The sequence below is a fragment of the Williamsia herbipolensis genome (assembly GCF_000964005.1).
In the GTDB taxonomy this organism is placed as follows: Bacteria; Actinomycetota; Actinomycetes; order Mycobacteriales; family Mycobacteriaceae; genus Williamsia_A; species Williamsia_A herbipolensis.
Genome location: NZ_JXYP01000006.1, coordinates 63535 through 85770 on the forward strand (window position 1 = coordinate 63535; position 22236 = coordinate 85770).

The following is a 22236-nucleotide window of genomic DNA, read 5'->3' on the forward strand; positions in this document are numbered from 1 at the left end:
AGCGGCTTTTTTGGTCACTGTCAGAACAGGGTCACCGGTTCGGCGATCTCGGCGGGACGGTGATTGGCCGACGCACGGCCGCTGGTCTGCGCCTCGCGTGCGGCGACACCGGCGAGTTGATCGGCCATCTCGTTGAACTCGTTGCCCATGTGGCCGCGCACCCAGCGGAAGCGCACCGGGCCGGTACGGCCGGTGATCGCGGCGTCGATGGCCTGCACGAGGTCGAGGTTGCGCACCGGCGAGCCCGAGGCGGTCCGCCATCCCTTGCGCTTCCAGCCGGGGAGCCACTCCGACGAGCATTTGATGCCGTACTGCGAATCCGACTCCACCATCAGCGGTTCCGGACCGGGATGCGCGGTGATGGCCTCGAGGATCGCGTGCAGTTCGGCGGTCTGATTCGTGCCCGACGGCGCCCCGCCGCTGGCCGTGGGACCGGTGTGGTCGACCCAGGCCCACCCGATGGCTCCGCCCGGATTCTTCAGACACGACCCGTCGGTACTCACGATGATCACGGGACGCGAGTCTACGGTCGGCACGCGACATCGCCGGGCAGGCGCGACGCCGCTCCGGATCGATCGATGCGAACGAGTGCACGGTCGAGGGATGGTTAGGGTTGCGACATGAGCTCCTTCTCGGCCCGCGTGGCCCGCGAATCCGACGGCACGGTCTCACTGACCACCGAGACCGTCGACGAGTCGTTCCTGCCCGAGGGCGACGTGACCATCGACGTCGCGTACTCGTCGGTGAACTACAAGGACGCACTGGCGATCACGCCGGGTGCGAGTGTGGTCCGCAACTACCCGATCGTTCCCGGTATCGATCTCGCCGGCACCGTGCGGGAGTCGGCGAGCCCCGACTTCGCCGCCGGCGATCCTGTCGTCGTGCACGGGTACCAGACCGGGGTGTCGCGCCACGGTGGCTACGCCGAGCGCACGCGGGTTCCCGCCGAGCAGGTCGTCGCCCTCGGTGACGGTCTGACCCCGCGCCAGGCCGCGACCATCGGTACCGCGGGATTCACCGCGGCGCTGAGCGTCGCCGCCCTCCTGCGACACGGGGTCACCCCCGACGACGGTCCGATCCTCGTCACGGGTGCGACCGGCGGTGTCGGTTCGGTTGCCGTCGATCTGCTGGCCGGTGCCGGTTTCGAGGTCGTCGCGTCCACGGGCAAGAACGACAAGCGCGACCTCCTGATCGCGCTCGGAGCGTCGGAGGTCATCGGTCGTGTCCCGGAGGACCCCGAGGCCAAGATCCGTCCGCTCGACAAGGCGCGCTGGGCCGGTGCCGTCGACTGCGTCGGCGGCAAGACGCTGGCCTGGGTGCTGTCGACCGTGCGGTACGGCGGCGCCGTCGCGGCCAGCGGCCTCACCGGCGGGGTGTCGTTGCCCACCACCGTGATGCCCTTCATCCTGCGAGGCGTCGCCCTGCTGGGTATCGACTCCGTCGAGCTGCCGATCGCCGAGCGACGGGAGACGTGGGCGCGTCTGGCCGGTGACCTGCGCATCCGTCACCTCGACGACCTGACCGTCGAGGTCCCGGTGTCCGACGTCGACGCCGTGCTCGCCGAGATCGCGAATGGTGGCCGCACCGGTCGCACTGTGGTGGCCGTCGCCGGCGGCTTCTGAGCCACTACAGCGGGTCGCACGGGCGTACGGTCGAAACCGGGTTCGTGCAGTTGGGAGGCTCCGCATGCAGGTCTTGTCGAGGCGACGGGCGATCTTTCACGACGTCTGTGGGACCGCGATGTCGCGCTCGCAGACCGACAGCGCCGCGAGACAAGCGCGACGCGCTGCGCGAGACGCGCAGGAATCACTGACCCTCACCGCGCGGCGACAGTACCGGCGGTATCGGGCGCAGGCGGGTGATGTGTTCCTCGACTGGCCGCGATGGCAAGGCTTCTACCTCGAGGCGTATCACCGCACCTCGCCGGACCTCGCCGAGAAGAATCAATGGGGTGGGATGCCGCCGGGCTCGTTCGGCGGCACGTTCTGACGGGACCCACCCGTGGCAACCGTGGTTAGCCTGGTCGTATGACGTCATCGGCCGCCACGTCGACCCTGTTCACTCTCGAGAACACCTTCGCCCGCGATCTCGAGGGCATGTTCGTGCCCTTCGTCGGCGAGCATGCACCCGACCCGCGTGTACTGGTGGTCAACACCGACCTCGCCGAGGAACTGGGCCTCGACCCCGAGGCACTGCACACCGCCGAGGCCGCGCAGATCCTGTCGGGATCGACACCGCCCGCGGGCGCGACCACCATCGCGATGGCCTACTCCGGACACCAGTTCGGGGGCTATCAACCGCTCCTCGGTGACGGCCGCGCGATGCTGCTCGGCGAACTCGTCGACGCCGACGGCGCGCGTCGGGATCTGCACCTCAAGGGCTCCGGCCGGACCCGCTTCGCCCGCGGTGGCGACGGCCGCGCCGCGATCGGCCCGATGCTGCGCGAATACCTCATCTCCGAAGCCATGCACGCGCTCGGCATCCCGACCACCCGCGCGCTCGCGGTCACCGCGACCGGGCAGACGATCATGCGCGACGCCCCCGAGCCGGGCGCGGTGCTGGCCCGCGTCGCGTCGAGCCACATACGGGTCGGCAGCTTCGAGTTCGCGCTCCGGCAGGGCGACCCCCTGCAGCCGTTGGCCGATTACGCGATCGCGCGCCACCACCCCGACCTCGTCGGCGCCGACGACCGCTACCTGCGGTTCTTCGAGGCCGTCGTCGAGAAGCAGGCCGCACTGGTGGCGCAGTGGATGGCCGTCGGGTTCATCCACGGCGTGCTCAACACCGACAACACCACAATCTCCGGCGAGACCATCGACTACGGGCCGTGCGCGTTCATGGACGCCTACGACCCGGCCACCGTGTTCAGCTCGATCGACGTCCAGGGTCGCTACGCCTACACCAACCAACCCCCGGTCATCGGATGGAATCTCGCCCGCTTCGCCGAGTCGCTCATCCCACTCGTCGCAGCTCAGATCAGCGCCGATCCCGATAAGCCCGACACCGACGCGGCGATCGCGGCACTCACCGGGGTGCTCGGGACCTTCCTCGACCGCCACGACGCGCACCTCGCACGCCACTTCGCGGCGAAAATCGGCCTCGCCGAGCCCGATTCGGCCCTGATCGATGACCTTCAGACCGTGATGCGTGAGCACCGCCCCGACTTCACCGGCACGTTCCGGGCTCTCGCCGAGGAGCTGCGCGGAAACTCCCGCCCCCTCGACGACCTGATCCCACGCGACGCCATCGCGCCATGGCTCGACCGGTGGCGCGCCGCGCTCCCCGAGGCGGAGGAGGCCACCGCCGCGGCGATGGATCGCGTCAACCCGATCTACATCCCGCGAAACCATCTCGTGGACATCGCGTTACGCGCCGCCACCGAGGGAGACCTCGAGAAGTTCGAGGTGCTGTTGCGTGTGATCACGCGACCGTTCGACGCCGACCCCGCCCTGGGTGCCTACGCGCAACCGGCGCCGGACGACTTCGGTGCCGGCTTCCAGACCTTCTGCGGCACCTGAACCCGGTCATCGCTCGAGCGCATACCGCGCGGCGTTGTGGCCGGGGATGCCGCTGACACCTCCGCCACGTCGCGCGCCGGCGCCGCAGATCGTGAGCCGGGGGTGGCGGGTCTCGACACCCCACGTGCCGATCTCGGCGTCGGTCTCGGCCCACGGCCACTGCAGCGACCGGTGGAAGATGTTGCCCCCGGGTAGCCCGACCGACTCCTGCAGGTCGAGCGGCGACCTCGCCTCGATGCACGGGACGCCGTTCGTGTCGACGGCGATGACGTCACGGATCGGTTCGGCGAGGACCGCATCGAGCGACGCCAGCGTGGCCTCGACAGCACGGTCGCGTGCCCCCGGCGAGACGAAGAGGTCCGGCGGCATGTGCAGTCCGAACAGCGTCAGGGTGTGCATGTCGTCGAGTCCCGGGCCGAAGATGCTGCGGTCGGACAGTGTGTGGCAGTAGATCTCACAGGGCGGCACCCGCGGGATCCGACCGGCCGCGGCGTCGGCGAAGGCCGACTGGATCTGCTCGAAGCTCTCGTTGATGTGGAACGTCCCCGAGAACGCGGCGGCGGGATCGACGGTCGTGTCGCGCAGGCGGGGGAGGCGGGTCAGCAGCAGGTTGATCTTCAACTGCGCCCCTCGCGGTGCCGGTTCGGTGTCGATCGGCTCGTCCAGCATCGAGTTCAGCACGCTCGGTGCGCATCCCGCGTGCACCATCGCGCCGCGGGCCTCGCCACCGGCCCACGACACCACGCCGCTGTCGGGGTCGACCGCCTCGACGCGCACACCGGTGCGGATGTCCGCGCCGGCCGCGACAGCTGCTCGCGCCAGCGCTCCGCTGACCGCACCCATCCCGCCGATCGGGACGTCCCAGTCGCCCGAGCCGCCACCGATCAGGTGGTAGAGCAGGCAGATGTTCTGCCGCAGCGACGTGTCGTCCAAGTCGGTGAAGGTGCCGATGAGAGCGTCGGTCGCGACCACGCCGCGCACGGTGTCGTCGGTGAACGTCGAGGTGATGAGCTCGCCGATCGGCCGCTCCACGAGCGCCGACCACAGCTCGTCGTCGTCGACGAGTGACCGCATCTCCGATGCCGAGCGCAATGGCTCGGTCACCGTCGGGAACACGCGATGCGCCAGTCGACCCATGCGATCGTAGAACCGTTGCCACGCAGCGTGATCGGCGTCCGACCCGGTGACGGTGGCGAAGGATCGGCGCGTGGCGTCGGTGTCGCCGTTGTCGACCAGCAGTCCTGTCCCGGGCTGTCCCGGAACCGGCGTGTAGGACGAGAAGCGTCGACGGACCAGGCGGACGTCGAGGTCGAGATCGGCGATGATCGATCGGGGCATCAGCGACACCAGGTACGAGTACCGCGACAACCGCGCATCGACACCGGGGAAAACCTGCGCCGAGATCGAGGCGCCACCAACGTGACCGGAGCGCTCCAGCACCAGTACCCGGCGTCCGGCGCGGGCCAGGTACGCGGCGGTGGTGAGCCCGTTGTGGCCGGCGCCGATGACGATGTCGTCGAAGGTCTGCACGCTCACACGCTAGCGGCGGCTCGGCGTTCGAGTCGGTCGAACGCACCCCACAGCGCGAGTCCGACCACGGCGGCGGCCAGACCGATCGCGCAGACGGCGAGCCATCCGGCGACGCCGTAGGCGACACCCGAGCACACCGATCCCGCGACCGCGCCCAGGAAGTAGGTGACCATGTAGGCCGTCGTCACACGACTGCGCGCCTCGGGTGCGAGTGCGTAGATCGCGGTCTGGTTCGACAGCTGCGAGGCCTGCACGCCGAGATCGAAGACCAGCAGCCCGATGATCAACGCCACCAGGGATTCTCCCGACCACCCGAGCGCGAACCAGCCGACGATGATGATCAGCCACGCCGAGGTGGTCGCCAGGCGCGACCGTCCACGATCGGCGAGGCGACCCACCAGGGGTGCGCCGGCCGCACCGGCCACCCCGGCGAGGCCGAACAGCCCGATGGCGGTCTCGCTGAAGTGGTAGTGCTCGCCACGGGTCCCGGCCAGCAGGAACGCCACCGAGGTCCACATGGCGCTGAAGCCGAACATGGTGAGGAAGCCGAGCAGCATCCGGTGTCGGAGCACGGCCTCGTCGCGGACCATCGTCGCGACCGAGAGCAGCAGCCGACCGTAGGGCTGTGTCGATCGCGGACCGTCCGACGGCGTCGAGGTGAACACCACGATCGCGAGCGCCAGCATCAGCGCACTGGTCACGAACAGCACGAGCCGCCACCCGCCGAGACCGGCGATGAGTCCACTGACCACACGCGCCAGCAGGATGCCGATCAGCAGGCCGCTCATCACGGTCCCGACCACACGACCCCGCTCGTGGGGCGCGGCCAACGATGACGACCACGGCACCACGACCTGCGCGGTGCCCGCGAAGACACCGACCGCCAATGACGCCACCAGCAGCATCGGGAAGTTCGGCGCCAGGCCCGACACCAGCAGTGCGATCGCCGACGCCACCAGCAACGCAGGTGCGAACACGCGACGGTCGAGCCGATCGCCGAGGGGCACCAGCAACAGCAGGCCCGCGGCATAGCCGAGCTGGGGTGCGGTGACCACCAGGCTCGTGGTGGACGAGCTGATGTGGAAGTCGCCGCGGATCTCCTCCAGCAGAGGCTGCAGGCAGTAGATCGCCGAGACGGTCACACCTGCGGTGATCGCGAACACTGCGACCAGTGCGCGACTGATCCCGCGCTCGCCGGCGTCGGCCGTGGACGCGGTGATGTCGGTGTCGGTCATGTCCCAACGCTGCGCGATGGGCTCGGGCATGTCGAATCGGCCGACATCGGTACCCCTTCAGAGGTATTTGGATACGATGTATCCGAAACTAGCCCGACCCGCCTACGACGAGGATCCGACCCGTGGCAGACAGCTTCTCCTCCGACCCGCTCGCCGACCGGTTCCTCGAGGTCGACGGCATGTCGATGCGCTACCGGCGATCAGGAACCGGGACGACGCTGCTGTTGCTGCACGGGACGGCGTCGTCGCTCGAGCACGTCGACGGCGTCGTCGCTGGGCTCGGTCCGGGTATGGACATCATCCGACTCGACCTCCCGGGTTTCGGGATGACCGACCCCCATCCTCGTCGCGACTACCGGATCGCGGCCTACGTCGACGTGGTGACCCGACTCCTCGACGCACTGGGGGTCGAGCTCTGCGCCGTGCTCGGCAACTCGCTGGGCGGCAACATCGCCTGGAATCTGGCGCTCGACCACCCCGACCGGGTCGGTGCACTGGTCCTGGTGAACGCCACGGGCTATCCGGAGAAGGAGCTGCCGACGGGAATGGCCCTGGCCCGCAGTCCCTGGATGCGTCCGATCCTGCGGCGGGCGATGCCACGGGGTGCGGTCGAGCGGAACCTCCGTGGTGCGGTCGGTCCGGGATCGACCATCGTCGACGACGCGATGGTCGACCGGGTCCACGGCTTCTGGTCGCGCCCGGGGCATCGCGGAGCGTTCGTCGACCTCGTGAACACCGACCAGATCGACCGCACCGGGGAGCTCGCTCGGATCACCACGCCGACACTGGTTCTCACCAGCGCGAGCATCCCGTCACACTTCGCCCGCGACATCCCGGGCGCGACCGAACGCGTCCATCCCGACGGCGGTCACCTCCTGCCGGAGGAACAACCGGACTGGGTGGCGCGCCACCTCGCGGCGTTCCTCGCCGATCACAGGTCGATGTCGTGAGCGCGATGCTGCTGACCGGGGCGACGGTGATCACCATGGCCCACGACCGACCCCGCCACGAAGCGGCCGAGATCCTCGTCGTCGACGGCGTGATCACGGAGATCGGCGTCGGAATCGTGCCGCCGGGTCGCGCCGACGTCGTCGACCTCGCCGGGCGGATCATCACCCCCGGTCTGGTCAACGCCCACCTGCACACCTGGCAGTCCGCGTTGCGTCTCGTCGGCGCCGATTGGACGCTCCCCGAATACCTCGCCCGGGTGCACGGTGACGCCGCGCACCGCTATTCACCCGACGACATGCGTGTCGGCACGGCCCTGGGCGCCACGGCGCAGATCGACGCCGGGGTGACCACGATCGGCGACTGGTGTCACAACTGCTTGACCCACGAGCACGCGGTCGGCGCGATCGGCGGGCTCGTCGAGTCGGGCATCCGGGCTGTGTTCCTGCACGGCACACCGCACGGGCTGCGCGAGCGCACCCACGACCTCGCCGTGTTCGACCGTCTCGTCGACGGCCCGGTCGCGACCACATCGCTGATCACTGCGGGGATGGCGATCAAGGGACCCCAGTTGTCGTCGGCGACCACGGCCGTCGCGGACATGTCCGCGGCGCGCGAGCGCGGTGTCGTGGTGACGATGCATCAGAGCAACGGGGTGCCCGGCGACGCCTGGGACACCGTCGACCGCCACCGACTGTGGGGCCCGCGGGTCAACATCGTGCACGGGACCCAGATCCCGACCCCGCTGCTGCGGCGGCTGCTCGACCGTGGCGTCACCTTCACCAGCACCCCCGAGAACGAACTGGGGCAGGGACATCGAGCCGACATCCTCTCCGAGGTGGCGGCGAGCGGCGGGATCCTGTCGCTGGGTACCGACAGCGACGCCTTCGGGTCCGGCGACGTCCGCGTCGCGGCGCGGGTCGCGCTGAGCCGGCACCGTGCGGCCGAACACGAGCGCTCGCTGGCGGCCACCGGCATGATCGCGGAGTCGGTGGCAAGCGGCACCTGGGATGCATTGCGGTGGGCCACCATAGGGGGTGCACACGCGCTCGGTCTCGCCGACTCCGTCGGCACGCTCGAGGTCGGCAAGCGTGCCGACCTGCTCGTCGTGGACGCGACCGGCGTCGCGATGTGGCCGCATCACGATCCTGTCGCCGCGGCTCTGCACGCCCATCCCGGAACGGTCGAGGCCGTTCTCGTTGACGGCCGGTGGCGCAAAAGGGATCACGCACTCGTCGGCGTCGACGTGGCCGACCTCCAAGCCCGGGCGTGGCGATCGGGCTCACGGTTGGTCGGCCACCTCCGAGCCGACGGCGTGCACCGTCGGGTACGGCGAGAAGTCGTCCGACGGGTGGTTCACCGTCAGTTCATCGGCCCGCGCGAGGAATGACCGACCCCCATCGCGGTGAGGGTGAGGGCGGCGGCCGCGGTCGCTGCGACGAGGTCGCCGGTGATGATCGCGCCGATGTACCCGTCGGGCCGGATCAGCACGATCGCGTCGTCGACGAGTCGGTAGGTGTCGGCGAATCGGTCCGAGGGATCGGTGACCGTCTCGATCGACTCGTGCGCGTCGTCGCCGGCGAGTGATCGGGCGACCACCGCGACCCGGCGCACCGGTGCGCCTGTGGCCGGCCAGTCCAGGCGCGTAAGAGCGGCGGTCGCCGAGGAGCCAAGCGCGATCGCCGTGAACTGCGGGCCCTGCAGGATCTCGAACAGTGGGATCGGCGTCCCGTCGGCGAGTCGCAGCGCGACGTCGGGTGCGCGGTCGCCGGCCGTGACCGCCGAGGGATCCGATGTCCTCGTCGGCGCCAGCGGGCCGCCGCGGTAGGTCAGGGTCAGCTGTTGTTCGTCGGTCCCGCGTTTCAGGCTGGCGGGATCGAGTCTGCCCATTCCCTGGTACTTCTCGGTCGACAGCCCGAGGACCGCCGCGGCGATCGGCCGCCGTTCGGCCTCGTAGGTGTCGAGGAGGGTGTCGTCGCCGCCGGCGATGACCTGAGCGAGCTTCCAGCCGAGGTTGTGGGCATCGCCGATGCCGGTGTTCATGCCCTGGGCCCCGGCCGGTGTGTGGACGTGCGCAGCGTCGCCGGCGAGGAGCACCGGACCACGTCGATAGGTCTCGGCGAGACGGATGTTGGGCCGGAACACTGACCGCCACTCGACCGACCGCAGGCGCAGACCCGACATCCGGGTCTGGCTGCGGATGCGAGCGGAGATCGCCTCGACGCCCACCGGCGGGTCCTCGCCGGGCGAGAGACGGATCATCCACTGGAACAGGTCGCAGTGGGGCAGGGGACAGGCGCCGACGAACCGACCGCGCAGCCCTGGCCACACGTGCCAATAACTGCGGGACAGGTCGACCCCGTCGACGGCGGCGTCGACGATCAGCATGCGATCGGCGTCGTCGGTGCTGCCGGTGAACCCGATACCCACCCCCTTGCGGACGCGGCTGCTGCCGCCGTCGGCGCCCACGAGGAAGCGTGCGGTGATCTCCTCGGGTCCGTCGGGGCCCGTCACCTCGGCGACGACACGGGTCGCCGACGGCGTGTACGACGTCAGTTCGGTCCCCGGTTCGACACGGCCGCCCAGGTCCTCGCAGCGGGAGTGCAGGGCGGCGATGGTGCGGTTCTGCGGAATGAGCCAGACGTCGGGGTAGGGCACGGTGGGACTCTTGCTCGGTGCCGCCATCATCCGCTTGGGCACGGTCAGCGGTCCGAGGTGGATGCCCATCTTCGGGTACGGACTCCCCTCGGCCACGATGCGCTCGATCACGCCGAGGTCCTCGAGCACCTCCATCGTGCGGGGCTGAATCCCTTTCGCGCGCGACCCGTCGAACGATTCGATCCCCTTGTCGATCAGCCGCACCGACACGCCGCGTCGGATCAGGTCGATCGCCAGAGCGGTGCCCGTGGGCCCGGCTCCGACGACGAGGACATCGGTGGTGGACGACATCATGACTACAGCGGCTTCCTGTCGGGGGTCACGAACTCGGCGATGGTCTCGGCGACGAGCGAGGGACGTTCGAACGGCACCATGTGCCCGCAGTCCTCGACGACGCGGAGTTCGTCGGGACGCAGGAGGTCGCGGACGTGATCAAGGGCGTCGATGGGGGTGACGAGATCATCGGTGCCCCACATGAGCACGGTCGGGATCGCCAGCGATCCGATCGCGGCGTAGAGCGATCCGCGGTCGAAAAGGGGGAAGTGCCCGAGGGTGGAGAAGAACGCGTAGAGCGATCCCTCGTGGCGATAGGCGTCGGCGATCATCGCCTGCAGTCGCGCAGCCGACTCCGGGTCGGTGATGTTGCGTCGTCGATGCTCGTCGAACACCCGGCGTCCCCATCGTCGCGCGACGACGCGGGTCACACGGTCGCTGATCGTCAGCAGCCGTTGGGTGAGGGGGCGGGAACTGACCCCTGCCGGTCCGATGAGGGCGAGCGAGCGCACCGCGGTGGGGGTACGACGCGTGTACTCCATCGCGACCAAGGCACCCATGGACGCACCGACGACATGGTTTGGCCCCGGTGGGGCGAGGGCCTCGATGAGCTCCGTGAGCTGCCGGACGAACAGGTCCTCGTCGTACCGGCCACGGACTCTGTCGGAGTACCCACGGCCGTAGGCACTGTAGGTCAGCGTCCGAAACCCTCTGTCGTGCAACGCCGCCACGGTGTCGTCCCAATAGAACAACGGAACTGTGATCCCGCCGGTGAGCACCACGACATCGCCGTCGGGTGGACCGGTCAGCTCGTAATGGGTGACGCCGTCGGAGAGCGCGATGAACGCGCCCCGCAGTGCGGCTCGAGTGCGCGGGGTGAGCGCTCGATCCTCGCGGGCGTCGAGGAAGTACTCCATGAACGGCTTCCCTCCCTCGGTGGCCTGTCGGGCGCACTGGCGACCTAGTTATGGATACAGTGTTGCCTAAATTAAGGCGGGTGGTCAAGCCCGTCATACTCGACGTCATGAGCACGCCGTCAGGGTCACGAGGGCGCGGTCGGCCGCCGGTTCCGTTGGACCGCATCGTCGCGACCGCGATCGCGCTGCTGAACGACGAGGGCGCCGATGCACTCTCGATGCGGACCCTCGCCCAACGTCTGGGCTCGGGCACGGCCACGCTCTACCGCCACTTCGAGGGACGTCCGCAGCTGATCGCTCACGTGGTCGACGAGATGTTCGCGGAGATGGCGGCGCACCCCGGCGTGGACGACAGTGACGTGAAGGCCTGGCAGGACTCGTTGGCAACCGCGGCGCGGACTATGTTCGAGGTGCTGCGCCGGAACCCGAATGTGGCACCTCTGATGATCGAGAACACCCCGGTCGGACCCCACGCCCTTGCGCTCCGCGAACGCGCACTCGCCATGCTGCTCGACGCCGGATTCGACGCCGGCCTCGCGGTGCGCGCCTGGGTGACGGTGGCCCGGTACGTGCTGGGGTTCGCCGCGCAGTTGCGGACCGACGATCCCGCGATCGAGCAGGTCGCGGCTTGGGAAGCGGTCGACCCTGCCGATTTCCCCGCGTCGATGGCCGTCGCCGCGGAGGTTCCGGTCCCGCTCGAGGAGGAGTTCACCTTCGGACTGACGATGCTGATCGCGGGACTCGAGACCGCGGTCGGAGAGAGCTCGGTGACGCCATGAGCGACGACACCGACGCGCGCGAGAACCGCCCACCCGGTTCCGTCGACGCCCGGTTCACCCTCGCCGCCGAGCGCACCGTGCTCGCCTGGATCCGCACCGCCCTCGGGCTGATCGCCGCCGGGATGGCCGTCCTCCACGTGCTGCCCGACTTCTCCTCGCAGGGTGTGCGCGACGTCGTCGGGATCGGTCTCATCGTGCTCGGCGCCGGAGCCGCGATCGCAGGGGGCGTGCGGTGGCGGCGGACCACAGTGGCCCTGCGCGACGGCGCCCCGATGCCCGGTCCGGCGCATGTGTGGGCCGTGATCGCCGGCGTCGTCGTGCTGTCGGTGATCGCCGTGATCGCGGGCCTGGCGAGCTGAGCACGCCGGTGTGACCTGCACCGACACGCCCGGGCGAACGCTCGGTAGGGACTGGGTGACACGCAGGGGCGGCGGCGCACTAGGTTGGTCTCATGACCGAAGAGTCGCCGCTGGCCGTGACCGAGGCCTGGCGTGACTACGGCCGGGCCGATCTCCCCGTGCCGCTGGCCGCCGCGCTCGCGGCCTTCGCCGAGCAGGGGTACCACGGGACGTCGGTTCGGGAGATCGCGGCGCGGGCCGGATTGTCGGTGCCGGGCCTCTACCACCACTACCCGTCCAAGCAGTCGATGCTGCAGGGTCTGCTCGAACTGACGATGGCCGATCTGCTGTGGCGCTCGGAGCAGTCGATCGCCGCTGCGGGCGACGACCCCGTCGACCAGTTCGACGCCGTCGTCGAGACGCTCCTGCAGTTCCACATCCATCGGCGCGCGCAGGCGTTCATCGGCTCGACCGAGATCCGCAGCCTCGACGACGACTACCGCAAGAACTACACGAGCAAACGGCGCGAACAGCAGCGCATGGTCGACGACATCATCGTCGCCGGCGTGCGCGCCGGGGTGTTCATCACCGAGGTCCCCGAGGACACCGGACGCGCCGTCACCACCATGTGCGTGGGGGTGTCGACCTGGTACAAGCCCGAGGGGCGTCTCTCGCCCGACGAGATCGTCACCCGCTTCCGCGGGATCGCCCGCGCCACCGTCGGTTACGTCGGTGACGCCGCGCGTCGAGACTGACCGATCACAGCGCCGCACCAGCGGACCGAGGAGGAGGAGTACGCCATGGCTGTCGAACTTCGATACGACACCGATGTGAGCGAGACCGTTGCGGCCACCGAACGTTTCATCGCCGACTACGTGTTGCCGCTCGAGGACGAGTTCGTCGGCGACATGACCGCGGCCGGTGGCGACGACCTGCGCGTGGAGATGCAGGGAAAGGCCAAGGCGGCAGGCATCTTCGCGCCGCACGCGCCGGTGGAGTACGGCGGCCTCGGTTACAACATGTCCGACCGTGCACCGGTGTTCGAGGCCGGCGGCCGTTCCCTGTTCGGCCCGATCGCGCTGAACATCGGCGCGCCCGACGAGGGCAACGTGCACATGCTCTCCCACATCGCGAGCGAGGGTCAGAAGCAGCAGTTCCTCGCCCCGCTCGCCGCCGGTGACGTGCGGTCGGCGTTCGCGATGACCGAGCCCGCGCCCGGTGCGGGCGCCGATCCATCGGCCCTGCGCAGCTCGGCGACCCGCACCGACGGTGGCTGGAAGATCAACGGCCACAAGTGGTTCATCACCGGTGCCGACGGCGCGGGTTTCTACATCATCATGGCGCGCACCTCGGGCGAGCCCGGCAGCCGCGGCGGGGCCACGATGTTCCTCGCGCCGGCACCCGATCCGGCGATCGAGATCGTCCGTCACGTCGGCACCATCGACAAGGCGGGTATCGGCGGGCACTGCGAGATCCGGTTCCACGACCTGTTCGTGCCCGACGAGAACGTGCTCGGCGAGGTCGACGAGGGTTTCCGCTACGCCCAGGTGCGCCTCGGCCCCGCCCGCATGACGCACGTGATGCGATGGCTCGGTGTCGCTGTGCGGGCACATGAGGTCGCTGTCGACTACGTGGCGCGCCGCGAGGCGTTCGGCACCCTGCTGGGTGATCTGGGGATGATCCAGCAGATGGTGGCCGAGAACGTGATCGACCTCGCCGCCTCGCGCGCCTTGCTCGTCAAGGCCTGCCACGAACTCGATCTCGGCCACCACGCCGGCGACGAGACCTCGATCGCGAAGACGTTCGCCGCCGAGGCGTACTCGCGTGTGCTCGACCGCAGCATCCAGATGTGCGGCGGCACCGGCGTCACCGACGACCTCCCGCTGGCACGCCTGCAGCAGGAACTCCGCCCGTTCCGCATCTACGACGGGCCGTCGGAGGTGCACCGCTGGGCTCTCGCGAAACGTGCCGTGGGCAAGGCGAAGAAGAAGATCCATGCGGAGAACGAGCGCGCCGGGACCGCTCGATGAACCTGTCGGCAGACCTGCCCGGCATGGATGTGGCCGCGCTGACGACCTTCCTCACCGGACACGGCATCGACCTCGCCGGCGATCTCGAGGTCGAGCTGATCGCCGGTGGCCGATCGAACCTCACGTTCATCGCCTCCGACGGAACCACGAAGTGGGTGGTGCGACGCCCGCCGACGAGTGGACTCACCCCCTCGGCGCACGACATGAACCGTGAGTGGACGGTGACGCAGGCGTTGCAGCACACCGCCGTTCCGGTCGCGCCGACCATCGCGTTCGACGCCGACGGCGACGTCCTCGGCGCGCCGTGCACGGTCGTCGGGTTCGTCGACGGCACGGTCATCCGGTCCGCTGCGGATCTCGACGCCTTCGATGACGCCACCGTCGACCGCAACGTCGATGCACTCATCCGGAGCCTGGCCGATCTGCACGCGGTCGACCACCAGGAGGTCGGGCTCGGCGAGTTCGGTCGGCCGGAGGGTTTCGTCGCGCGGCAGGTGAAGACCTGGACCCGACAGTGGGAGATCGTGAAGACCCGCGACCTGCCCGATGTCGACAAGCTGTCCGCGGCCCTCGCCGAGAACATCCCCACCGACAGCGCGAACGCGATCGTGCACGGCGACTACCGCGTGGACAACACGATCCTGGGCGTCGACGATCCGGGAGTGGTTCGTGCGGTGGTCGACTGGGAGATGTCGACGCTGGGCGATCCGCTCACCGACGTCGCTCTGATGTGTGTCTACCGCCAGCCCATCTTCGATCGGGTGCTGGGGTTGTCGGCGGCGTGGACCAGCGATCGCTACCCCGACACCGACGAACTCGCCCAGCGCTACGCGGTCGCCGCCGGGGTCGACATGGCGCACTGGAACTTCTATCTCGCGCTGGCGAACTTCAAACTCGGCGTGATCGGCGAGGGCATCGCCTACCGCGCCCTGCAGGGTTCGTCGTCGGGTGCGGGTGCGGAGAAGGCCGCCGAGGCCACCGCCGAGTTCATGGCCACCGGACTCCGGGCGTTGCAGACCTCGGACTGACGCCGATACCGACGGACCGCCGGACGCTCAGCGAAAGGTCATCAGCGAACGGTCGGCGACGAGATCGACGTGGGCGTGGTCGTTGATCGAGACGATCGAACAGCCCGACCCGCCGACGATGATCTTGGTGATCGAGGTGTTGATCATGGTGCGGGCCAGGGTGAGCCAACGTTCGTCGTCGAGACCCCACAGGCCGGCGAGCACCGCACAGATGGTGCCGGCCGAGGAGACCGCGAGCACCGTTCGGCCCGAACCGGCCTGTGCGACAGCGTCGTCCATCGCGGCGTCGGCGCGCGACCGGTAGTCGGCCCAGGTCTCCGACCCCACGACCCGACGGGCGATCCAGTCCCGTAAAGAGTCGTCGAGGTGGGCCTGGAACCGCTTCTCGGTCGGGCTCTCGGTGCGGTCGGTGTCGCTGATGATGGCGTCGAGGTCGTACTCGTTCCACCGTGGGTCCAGGCGGGGTTCGAGTTCACCGTCCGGTGTGGTGGGGAACTCGGCGAGGATGCGGGCGAGGGTCTCGCGCTGTCGCGCCAGGTCACCCGACACGGCATGGTCGATGCGACCGACACGTGCGGCGAGCGCGACGCCGGCCCGACGTGCCTGGTCGGCGCCGAGTTCGGTCAGACCACCCTCGTGCTGTGCCCACGCGCCCGCGCCGTACGCCTGCGCACGCGCCTGCCCGTGCCGTACCAGATAGAGAACACCCATGTGTCCATCATCGCGGGCATGGGCCTGCCGGTGACGCAATGGGTGCGCCACCGGCAGGTCGGATCGGGTCGGGCCCTAGGAACCGAAGCAGAAGATGCCGGTGCAGGGCGGCGTGTAGGTGAGCGTGACAGTGAAGCTCCCCGAATTGTTGAAGTAGCCGTTGATGTTGTCGTTGATCGCGAACGTCACCGGCCCGGTGCCGGAGAGGATCGTGGGTCCGGCGCCGACGAGCACCGGGGCCGCCGTCCCGACCTTGCCGATGAGTGCAACGTAGTTCTGGCCGCCGATCACACAGGGTGAACTCGGCGAACCGCACACGACACCGGTGCGCCCGTTCGGTCCGACCGGGGTGATGGTGGGGTCATAGGTGGCGGTTCCGGTGGCGCTGACGGGTGATCGGGGCGCCCGCGACGGCGACGACGCCGCTGTCGGCGAAGACCCCGTTCGCGCCGGCGGTCTTCGCGTCGACGGTGATCGTTTTCGTGACCGGTGCGGCGTTGGCCGTCGCGGGGAGGGCGAGACCGACACCGGTGGCGACGGTGGCTGCGGCGAGGATCGAGCCGAGGCGGATGCGTGCAGTGCGTGAGACGGTGACCATCGGTCCCCCTGACGACGAGAACGGGCGTGGAGTGCGCCGTCGGCACCGGATTCTGCAGTACCGGGCATTTGTACGGTAGCAAGTGTGCGGCGGAGGCTTGGTGGATTTCGTCGGATCTCAGACATCGACCTCGCTCCTGACCTCTGGTGCGCGGTCGCGTACCCCGAGCATCCGCAGGCAGACGATCGCGGTGACGGCGAGGAGGACAGCACCGGCGAGTGCCGCACCGTGCAGACCGGAGACGAAGGCGTCGCGCCCGGAGTCGAGGACCTCCCGGCCGGCGCCGGGGACACCGCTACCCATGCGCCCTGCGGTCGCGACGGCGCCCGCGAGGCTCTCGCGCGCCGCCGTGTCGGCGCCGGGTACGCCGGCCGGAAAAGCGTTGCGATACAGCGCGTTGACGACGGAGCCCAGGACGGCGATGCCGAGCGCACCGCCGAGCTCGCTGGTGGTCTCGAGCAGACCGGCAACCGACCCGGCCCGATCGGACGGTGCGACACCCACGACGTGGTCGGCCACCAATGCGGTCGTCGCGACCAGTCCCGCCGCCAGCAGTCCCGCACCGACGAGCACCGCGGGCAGCGACGCGGGACCGGTCATGGTGGCGAGCACCGCGAATCCCGCCGCGGCGACCACCAGACCACCGCTCATCACCGCGGGTCGACCGAGACGCGCCGCGAGGCTCGTCGCGGCAGGCGCGGCGAACGCGACGACCACGCTGGGAGCCAGGCTCCAGAGGGCAGCGCGCAGCGGTGAGAACCCGAGCACCGACTGCAGGTACTGCGTCATGAGGATCGCGTTCCCGATGACGCCGAACATGGCGATCAGATTGATCCAGATGGACGTGGCGAAGCGACGGTCGGAGAACATCCGCAGATCGATCAAGGGATGCGCCAGGCGCAGTTGGCGATGCGCGAAAACGACACCGACCACCACCCCGGCGACGACGACACCGATCCGGTCGGCGCTCACACCGTCAGTGCTCAGGGCCTTCACCCCGCCCACGATCGGTAGCAGGGTCGCCAGCGCGAGAACCGAACTCGCGAGATCGATCCGACGTGATCGGTCGCCGGTTCCGCCGGGCAGCAGCAGGGGAGCGACGACGACGAGCGCGACCATCACGGGGACGTTGATGAGGAACACCGAGCCCCACCAGAAGTGCTCGAGCAACACGCCGCTGATGATCGGCCCGACGGCGACCCCGCCGGACATCACCGCCGACCAGGTGGCGACGGCGGTGGCCCGCTGTCTCGCGTCGTCGAACAGGTGGCGGATGAGCGCCAGTGTCGACGGCATGAGGGTGGCGCCGGCGACGGCGAGCAGTGCCCGGGCGGCGATGAGGGTGGCGGCGCTGTCGGCGTAGGCGGCGAGGATCGACGCCGCACTGAACCCAACGGCTCCGACCATCAACAGTCGGCGGTGGCCCACGCGGTCGGCCACCGCGCCCATCGTCAGCAGAAGCCCGGCCAGGACGAATCCGTAGACGTCGAAGATCCAGAGCTGCTGCGCGGGGCTGGGATCGAGGTCGGCCGAGATGAACGGGACGGCGAAGAACAGGACCGAGACGTCCATGGACACGAGCAGCATCGGCAGGCACAACGCGACCAGGCCCCACCAAGGTGATCGACGAGCGGACATCGGCATCTCCTATCTGTGTACCTCATTAACTGTTTATCACGCACGCTGATGGTAGAAGGTATCTGCGTATCGCGCAAGCAGTTCATCTACGATGGCGCCATGACCGGCGACGCCTCCGCACTCCCGCGGTATCTCGAACTGCTGTGGGACCGCGAGGTCAAGGTGCGGCGGGGGCCGAAGCCCGGTGTCGGGATCAGGGACATCGGTGCGGCGGGCGTCTCGATCGCCGACCGGGATGGACTCGACGCGGTGTCGATGAAGGCCGTCGGCGCCGCCCTCGGGATGACGACGATGTCGCTGTACCGCTACGTCGACTCCAAGGACCAGTTGCTGATGGTCATGCTCGACGAGGCCTACGGGCGGCCGACCCTGCGCTGGGGTGCGGGCGAGGAATGGCGCGCGCGGGCCCACCGATGGTCACGGGCGTTGGCCGATGCTCTCGTCGCCCACCCGTGGGTGGTGTCGGTGCCGTTGACCGCGGCGCCGCTCACCCCGAACGTGCTGGCCTGGACCGAGATGGGGGTGCGCGCCCTCGAGGCCACGCCACTCGGGGCACAGGACACCCTGTCGTCGCTCCTGGTCCTCGACGGCTTCGTGCGCAACCACGTCCGCCAGGCGATGCAGCTCGGGGCGATCGGACCCGATGGCACGCCGACGCCCGACGACGGCTCCTACGAGTCCACGATCGCGGCGATCGTCGACGAGAAGCGTTACCCGGCACTCCTGCGCGCCGCGCAGGAGATCCGTTCGGGCGAGCCGTCGGAGTTCTACGGGCACGAACTCGCGTTCGGTCTCGGCGTCGTGCTCGACGGGATCGCGGCCCGCATCGACACCGTCGTCGGAAGTGATCCGCTGTGAGCGGAATCGGCTCGTCGGTGCGGCGTGCGGTGTCGAGGCCGCACTACGTTGGGGAGCACATATCCCGACGACAGCCGGAGGCATCGATGGCAGATCATCTCCACGTGGTGGCACCGGCCGACCCGGAACCGGCCCCCGCGCCTCCACTCCTGCGGCAGCTGCTCGGCGACACCCTGCGGTCGGCACGCCGACGCCAGGAACGGACCCTCAAGGACGTAGCCGAGCGGGCCGGCGTCTCGATGACCTACCTGTCGGAGATCGAGCGAGGTCAGAAAGAGGCGTCGTCGGAGGTCGTGGGTGCCGTCACCCGTGCGCTCGGCGGCAACCTCGTCGACCTGCTCACCGAGATGACGACCCGCGCCATCCCGGCACCCGCACCCACGACACATCCCGGTGGCGACAAGGTCGCCATGCGCGCCGTCGCCTGATCTCCGGGGCGGCTCAGCCGCCTGTGACTCCGGGGCGGCTCAGCCGCCTGTGCTTCCGGGGCGGCTCAGCCGCCGATGTTGGGATTGTCGTCTTCTTTGATGTCGACGCCGTTCTTGCTCGACGACGAGCTGATCGAGCTGATCGACGAGTTCACCGCGTCGACCCCGGAGGCGTCGCCGCCCTTGAGCTTGTCGAAGGCGGCCTCGACGGTGCCGCCGACCTTGGCCAGCGGCGCGGCGATCGCCTTGCACAGGGTCGGGTTCGCCTTCACGTCCTCGCTCGCCAGACGCACCTCACGCTTGATGAACAGGGCCGCGACACCGCCCTTGACCGTGGCGGTGATCCGGCCGTCGGCGCCCTTCTTGAACGTGCCCGCCTTGTAGGGCTTGTAGAGGTAGCGGTGGAACGCGCCGAACGCGAGACCGCTGTGCAGGACGAACTTGGTCTTCGCGAACGAGGTGGTGTTGCTCGTCGGGCAGTCGGTCGAACCCGAGTCCGCCGAACTGGCCACCGCGGCGCTGGTCGGGGCGGCACTGCTCGACGCCGAATCCGACGACGACTTGCAGCCGGACACGATCAGCACCGGCGCGAGCAGCAGGACGAGGACGGTCAGCAGTTTCTTCATCGACACTGCCTACCACAGCGGTGCTCGACCACCTAGCGATCCGAAAGCCATTGCGCACCAATCGGACACAATGGACATAGCAGGTTCAGGTGCGCTGCACTCCCGCGTCGTGCACCAGCAGGGCGATCTGCACGCGGTTGGTCAACGCCAACTTGTCGAGGATGTGCGAGATGTGGCTCTTCACCGTCGCCACCGTCACGAACAGCTCGCGAGCGATGTCGGCGTTCGAGAGACCCTGCGCCACAGCGACGGCGACGCGCTGTTCGCCGGGCGTGAGGTCGGCGATCTGACGGGTCGCCGTGGCCGAGCGGGCGTCGCGGTCGGGTTCGGTGACCTGCTCGATCAACCGACGCGTGACCTGCGGCGACAGGATCGGATCGCCGGCGACGACGGCGTGCAGCGCGGCGACCAGATCGGCGGGCGGGGTGTCCTTCAGGAGAAATCCGCTGGCACCCGCCCGCAGCGCGGCGACCACGAGATCATCGGCGTCGAAGGTCGTCAGCATCACGACGTGCGGCGGCGACGGCAGCGCGCAAAGACGCTCGGCGGCGGTCAGCCCGTTCACCCCGGGCATGCGGATGTCCATCAACACCACCGTGGCGCCGGTCTCGGCGACCAGCTCGGCGATCCCGTCGCCGTCGGCCGCCTCGCCGACGATCTCGATGTCGGGATCACCGCTGAGCATCGTGCGCAGTCCTGCGCGCACCAGCCACTCGTCGTCGACGAGCAACAGTCGTATCGCCTCAGGCATCCACCGCTCCTGTCTCCCAGGGAAGTCGCGCGCTCAGTACGAACCGGTGGTCGATCACGCCGTGCATGAGTTCACCACCGGCCAGCGTCACGCGTTCGTTCAGTCCGGTCAGACCCGTTCCGGTGCCGGGTATCTCGGGGAGTCCGATGCTGTGGTTGAGAGGTTGACTCACCGAGATCGACAGTCCGTGTCCGGGCCCACCGGCGATGTCGACCGCCACCGGTACCCGGCCACCGTGCTTGCGCGCGTTGGTCAATCCCTCCTGCACGATCCGGAACGCCGCGCGACCCACCACGCCGGGCACGTCGTCGGCGCGATCGACCTCGATGTGCGGGGTGATCACCGCGCCGGCCTGACGGGCCTCGGCGAACAGGCTCGGCACGTCGGGCAACGAATGGGTCTGCGCGGCGAGATCGTCGGATTCCTCACGCAGCATGAGGATCACGTCCCGCAGGTCCTCCAGCATCTGGTGGACACCGCTGCGGATCACCCCGGCCGCGCGGGCGATGTCCTCCGCAGGCGCATCGGGGCGGTACTCGAGGGCGCCCGCGTGCACCGAGAGCAGGCTCATCCGATGGGCCAGCACGTCGTGCATCTCCCGCGCCAGACGCTCACGCTCGGTTGCCCGCGCGGCCCCGAGTCGTTCGCGCTGTTCGGATTCCGCGCGGCGGGCACGTTCGGCGAGAGAGATCAGCAGTTGGCGACGGTTGCGGACCGATGTCCCCCACCCGACGGCCACCGCGATCAACAGCACCAGGAACATGGCGTTGAAGAAGAAGCCGTTGTCGTCACCGATGATCGTGAGGTTGGCCATGCCCGCGGCGATACCCAGCGCCGCGACGCCGATGGAGTGTCGGAAAGGGCGATGCACCGCGAGGGAGAAGATCGCGAGATACGCCGCGCCACCCGCACCGGCGAACGGGATGGACATGATGTTGACGATGATCGCGATCGGCAGCGGCCAGCGTCGCCGCCACACCAGCAGCAGGCATCCGATCGCACCGACCGTGAGGTCCACCGGCAGGTCGATCGTGTGTCCGTGGAAATAGGGCAGCGCGCCGACGAGACCGATGAAGGCCGCCAGGGCGATCACGAGGATGTCGACGACGACGTCGCGGGGACTGCGACGACCCGTCAGCGGGCGCGGGTCGTCCTCGAGTTCGGCGCGCACCGCACCCGGCAGCCAGGGGCGGCGCAGGCTGCCGGCCGGCGGACTCCCGGGACCCGGCATCGCAGAGATCGACATGGTCGTCCCATCGTGACCCATCGATGCCCGTGCGCGCACCCGGCCAAAGACTGATCCGAGACGGCACCGATGAGTTCTCGCCCCAGCCCCGGTCTTCATCGGTGACCCGCCGCGATCCCGCGGCGA

The 22236-nt window shown here is 69.3% G+C and carries 24 protein-coding genes; 12 read left to right on the plus strand and 12 right to left on the minus strand.

Annotated elements, in window-relative coordinates:
* Window positions 1-20: 20 nt before the first annotated feature.
* On the minus strand, window positions 21-512 hold the full coding sequence (locus tag TU34_RS02090; RefSeq protein WP_045821253.1) for a ribonuclease H family protein: 492 nt from the start codon (window positions 510-512) through the stop codon (window positions 21-23).
* Between the two features lie 108 nt (window positions 513-620).
* Here TU34_RS02090 and TU34_RS02095 point away from each other — a divergent pair, with 108 nt between their 5' ends.
* The 3 genes from TU34_RS02095 (at window position 621) to TU34_RS02105 (ending at window position 3518) form a co-directional block, all read left to right on the plus strand.
* A complete protein-coding gene (locus TU34_RS02095; RefSeq protein ID WP_045821190.1) occupies window positions 621-1622 on the plus strand; it encodes an oxidoreductase in 1002 nt (333 codons plus the stop codon).
* A 118-nt stretch (window positions 1623-1740) separates the two neighbouring features.
* The gene (locus TU34_RS02100) at window positions 1741-1989 is read left to right on the plus strand and encodes a hypothetical protein (RefSeq protein WP_052688643.1); all 249 of its coding nucleotides are present in this window, start codon (window positions 1741-1743) and stop codon (window positions 1987-1989) included.
* Between the two features lie 38 nt (window positions 1990-2027).
* A complete protein-coding gene (locus TU34_RS02105; protein WP_045821192.1) occupies window positions 2028-3518 on the plus strand; it encodes a protein adenylyltransferase SelO in 1491 nt (496 codons plus the stop codon).
* 6 nt (window positions 3519-3524) lie between these two features.
* Here TU34_RS02105 and TU34_RS02110 read toward each other — a convergent pair whose 3' ends face one another.
* Window positions 3525-5048 carry a phytoene desaturase family protein gene (locus TU34_RS02110; RefSeq protein WP_082079759.1) on the minus strand — a complete coding sequence of 508 codons (1524 nt, stop codon included), beginning with the start codon at window positions 5046-5048 and terminating at the stop codon, window positions 3525-3527.
* Between the two features lie 2 nt (window positions 5049-5050).
* On the minus strand, window positions 5051-6283 hold the full coding sequence (locus tag TU34_RS02115; protein WP_045821254.1) for an MFS transporter: 1233 nt from the start codon (window positions 6281-6283) through the stop codon (window positions 5051-5053).
* Between the two features lie 122 nt (window positions 6284-6405).
* Between TU34_RS02115 and TU34_RS02120 the strand changes: the two genes are divergently transcribed.
* On the plus strand, window positions 6406-7233 hold the full coding sequence (locus TU34_RS02120) for an alpha/beta fold hydrolase (protein WP_238981130.1): 828 nt from the start codon (window positions 6406-6408) through the stop codon (window positions 7231-7233).
* A gap of 5 nt (window positions 7234-7238) precedes the next feature.
* Window positions 7239-8621 carry an amidohydrolase family protein gene (locus TU34_RS02125; protein ID WP_238981133.1) on the plus strand — a complete coding sequence of 461 codons (1383 nt, stop codon included), beginning with the start codon at window positions 7239-7241 and terminating at the stop codon, window positions 8619-8621.
* Here TU34_RS02125 and TU34_RS02130 read toward each other — a convergent pair.
* Both TU34_RS02130 and TU34_RS02135 read right to left on the minus strand, forming a co-directional pair.
* Window positions 8594-10183 carry an FAD-dependent monooxygenase gene (locus TU34_RS02130; protein ID WP_045821195.1) on the minus strand — a complete coding sequence of 530 codons (1590 nt, stop codon included), beginning with the start codon at window positions 10181-10183 and terminating at the stop codon, window positions 8594-8596. The two genes, TU34_RS02125 and TU34_RS02130, sit on opposite strands and share 28 nt — an antisense overlap.
* A 2-nt stretch (window positions 10184-10185) precedes the next feature.
* The gene (locus TU34_RS02135; protein WP_045821196.1) at window positions 10186-11079 is read right to left on the minus strand and encodes an alpha/beta fold hydrolase; all 894 of its coding nucleotides are present in this window, start codon (window positions 11077-11079) and stop codon (window positions 10186-10188) included.
* A 107-nt stretch (window positions 11080-11186) separates the two neighbouring features.
* Here TU34_RS02135 and TU34_RS02140 point away from each other — a divergent pair, with 107 nt between their 5' ends.
* From TU34_RS02140 to TU34_RS02160, 5 genes are all read left to right on the plus strand, one after another.
* Window positions 11187-11858 carry a TetR/AcrR family transcriptional regulator gene (locus TU34_RS02140; protein ID WP_045821256.1) on the plus strand — a complete coding sequence of 224 codons (672 nt, stop codon included), beginning with the start codon at window positions 11187-11189 and terminating at the stop codon, window positions 11856-11858.
* Window positions 11855-12217, plus strand: coding sequence for a YidH family protein (locus TU34_RS02145; protein ID WP_045821197.1), 363 nt, complete (start codon window positions 11855-11857; stop codon window positions 12215-12217). Before TU34_RS02140 ends, TU34_RS02145 begins: the two co-directional genes overlap by 4 nt.
* Before the next feature lie 92 nt (window positions 12218-12309).
* Window positions 12310-12951, plus strand: a complete 642-nt coding sequence (locus TU34_RS02150; RefSeq protein WP_045821198.1) for a TetR/AcrR family transcriptional regulator — start codon at window positions 12310-12312, stop codon at window positions 12949-12951.
* A 45-nt stretch (window positions 12952-12996) separates the two neighbouring features.
* Window positions 12997-14226, plus strand: coding sequence for an acyl-CoA dehydrogenase family protein (locus TU34_RS02155; protein ID WP_045821199.1), 1230 nt, complete (start codon window positions 12997-12999; stop codon window positions 14224-14226).
* A complete protein-coding gene (locus TU34_RS02160) occupies window positions 14223-15254 on the plus strand; it encodes a phosphotransferase family protein (RefSeq protein ID WP_045821200.1) in 1032 nt (343 codons plus the stop codon). Before TU34_RS02155 ends, TU34_RS02160 begins: the two co-directional genes overlap by 4 nt.
* A gap of 27 nt (window positions 15255-15281) precedes the next feature.
* On the opposite strand, the gene TU34_RS02165 is transcribed toward TU34_RS02160, so the two are convergent.
* The 4 genes from TU34_RS02165 to TU34_RS02180 all read right to left on the minus strand — a co-directional run bounded on the left by TU34_RS02165 (window position 15282) and on the right by TU34_RS02180 (window position 18201).
* Window positions 15282-15965, minus strand: coding sequence for a histidine phosphatase family protein (locus TU34_RS02165; protein ID WP_045821201.1), 684 nt, complete (start codon window positions 15963-15965; stop codon window positions 15282-15284).
* Window positions 15966-16040: 75 nt separating this feature from the next.
* Window positions 16041-16256: a hypothetical protein gene (locus TU34_RS02170; RefSeq protein ID WP_045821202.1), complete on the minus strand. Its 216-nt coding sequence runs from the start codon at window positions 16254-16256 to the stop codon at window positions 16041-16043.
* A 70-nt stretch (window positions 16257-16326) separates the two neighbouring features.
* Window positions 16327-16563, minus strand: coding sequence for a hypothetical protein (locus TU34_RS02175; protein ID WP_045821203.1), 237 nt, complete (start codon window positions 16561-16563; stop codon window positions 16327-16329).
* A gap of 117 nt (window positions 16564-16680) precedes the next feature.
* Window positions 16681-18201: an MFS transporter gene (locus TU34_RS02180; protein ID WP_045821257.1), complete on the minus strand. Its 1521-nt coding sequence runs from the start codon at window positions 18199-18201 to the stop codon at window positions 16681-16683.
* 99 nt (window positions 18202-18300) lie between these two features.
* Between TU34_RS02180 and TU34_RS02185 the strand changes: the two genes are divergently transcribed.
* Window positions 18301-19059 (plus strand): TetR/AcrR family transcriptional regulator, encoded by a 759-nt coding sequence (locus TU34_RS02185; RefSeq protein WP_045821204.1) that lies wholly within the window; start codon window positions 18301-18303, stop codon window positions 19057-19059.
* 86 nt (window positions 19060-19145) lie between these two features.
* Window positions 19146-19487, plus strand: coding sequence for a helix-turn-helix domain-containing protein (locus tag TU34_RS02190; protein ID WP_045821205.1), 342 nt, complete (start codon window positions 19146-19148; stop codon window positions 19485-19487).
* 65 nt (window positions 19488-19552) lie between these two features.
* Here the strand turns inward: TU34_RS02190 and TU34_RS02195 are convergent, their stop codons facing one another.
* The 3 genes from TU34_RS02195 to TU34_RS02205 all read right to left on the minus strand — a co-directional run bounded on the left by TU34_RS02195 (window position 19553) and on the right by TU34_RS02205 (window position 22110).
* Entirely contained in the window at window positions 19553-20113 is a 561-nt protein-coding gene (locus TU34_RS02195; protein ID WP_045821258.1) for a hypothetical protein, read from the minus strand.
* Between the two features lie 85 nt (window positions 20114-20198).
* A complete protein-coding gene (locus TU34_RS02200; protein ID WP_045821206.1) occupies window positions 20199-20864 on the minus strand; it encodes a response regulator in 666 nt (221 codons plus the stop codon).
* Window positions 20857-22110 (minus strand): sensor histidine kinase, encoded by a 1254-nt coding sequence (locus TU34_RS02205; protein WP_045821207.1) that lies wholly within the window; start codon window positions 22108-22110, stop codon window positions 20857-20859. The genes TU34_RS02200 and TU34_RS02205 overlap by 8 nt, the downstream gene beginning before the upstream one ends.
* Window positions 22111-22236: the final 126 nt, after the last annotated feature.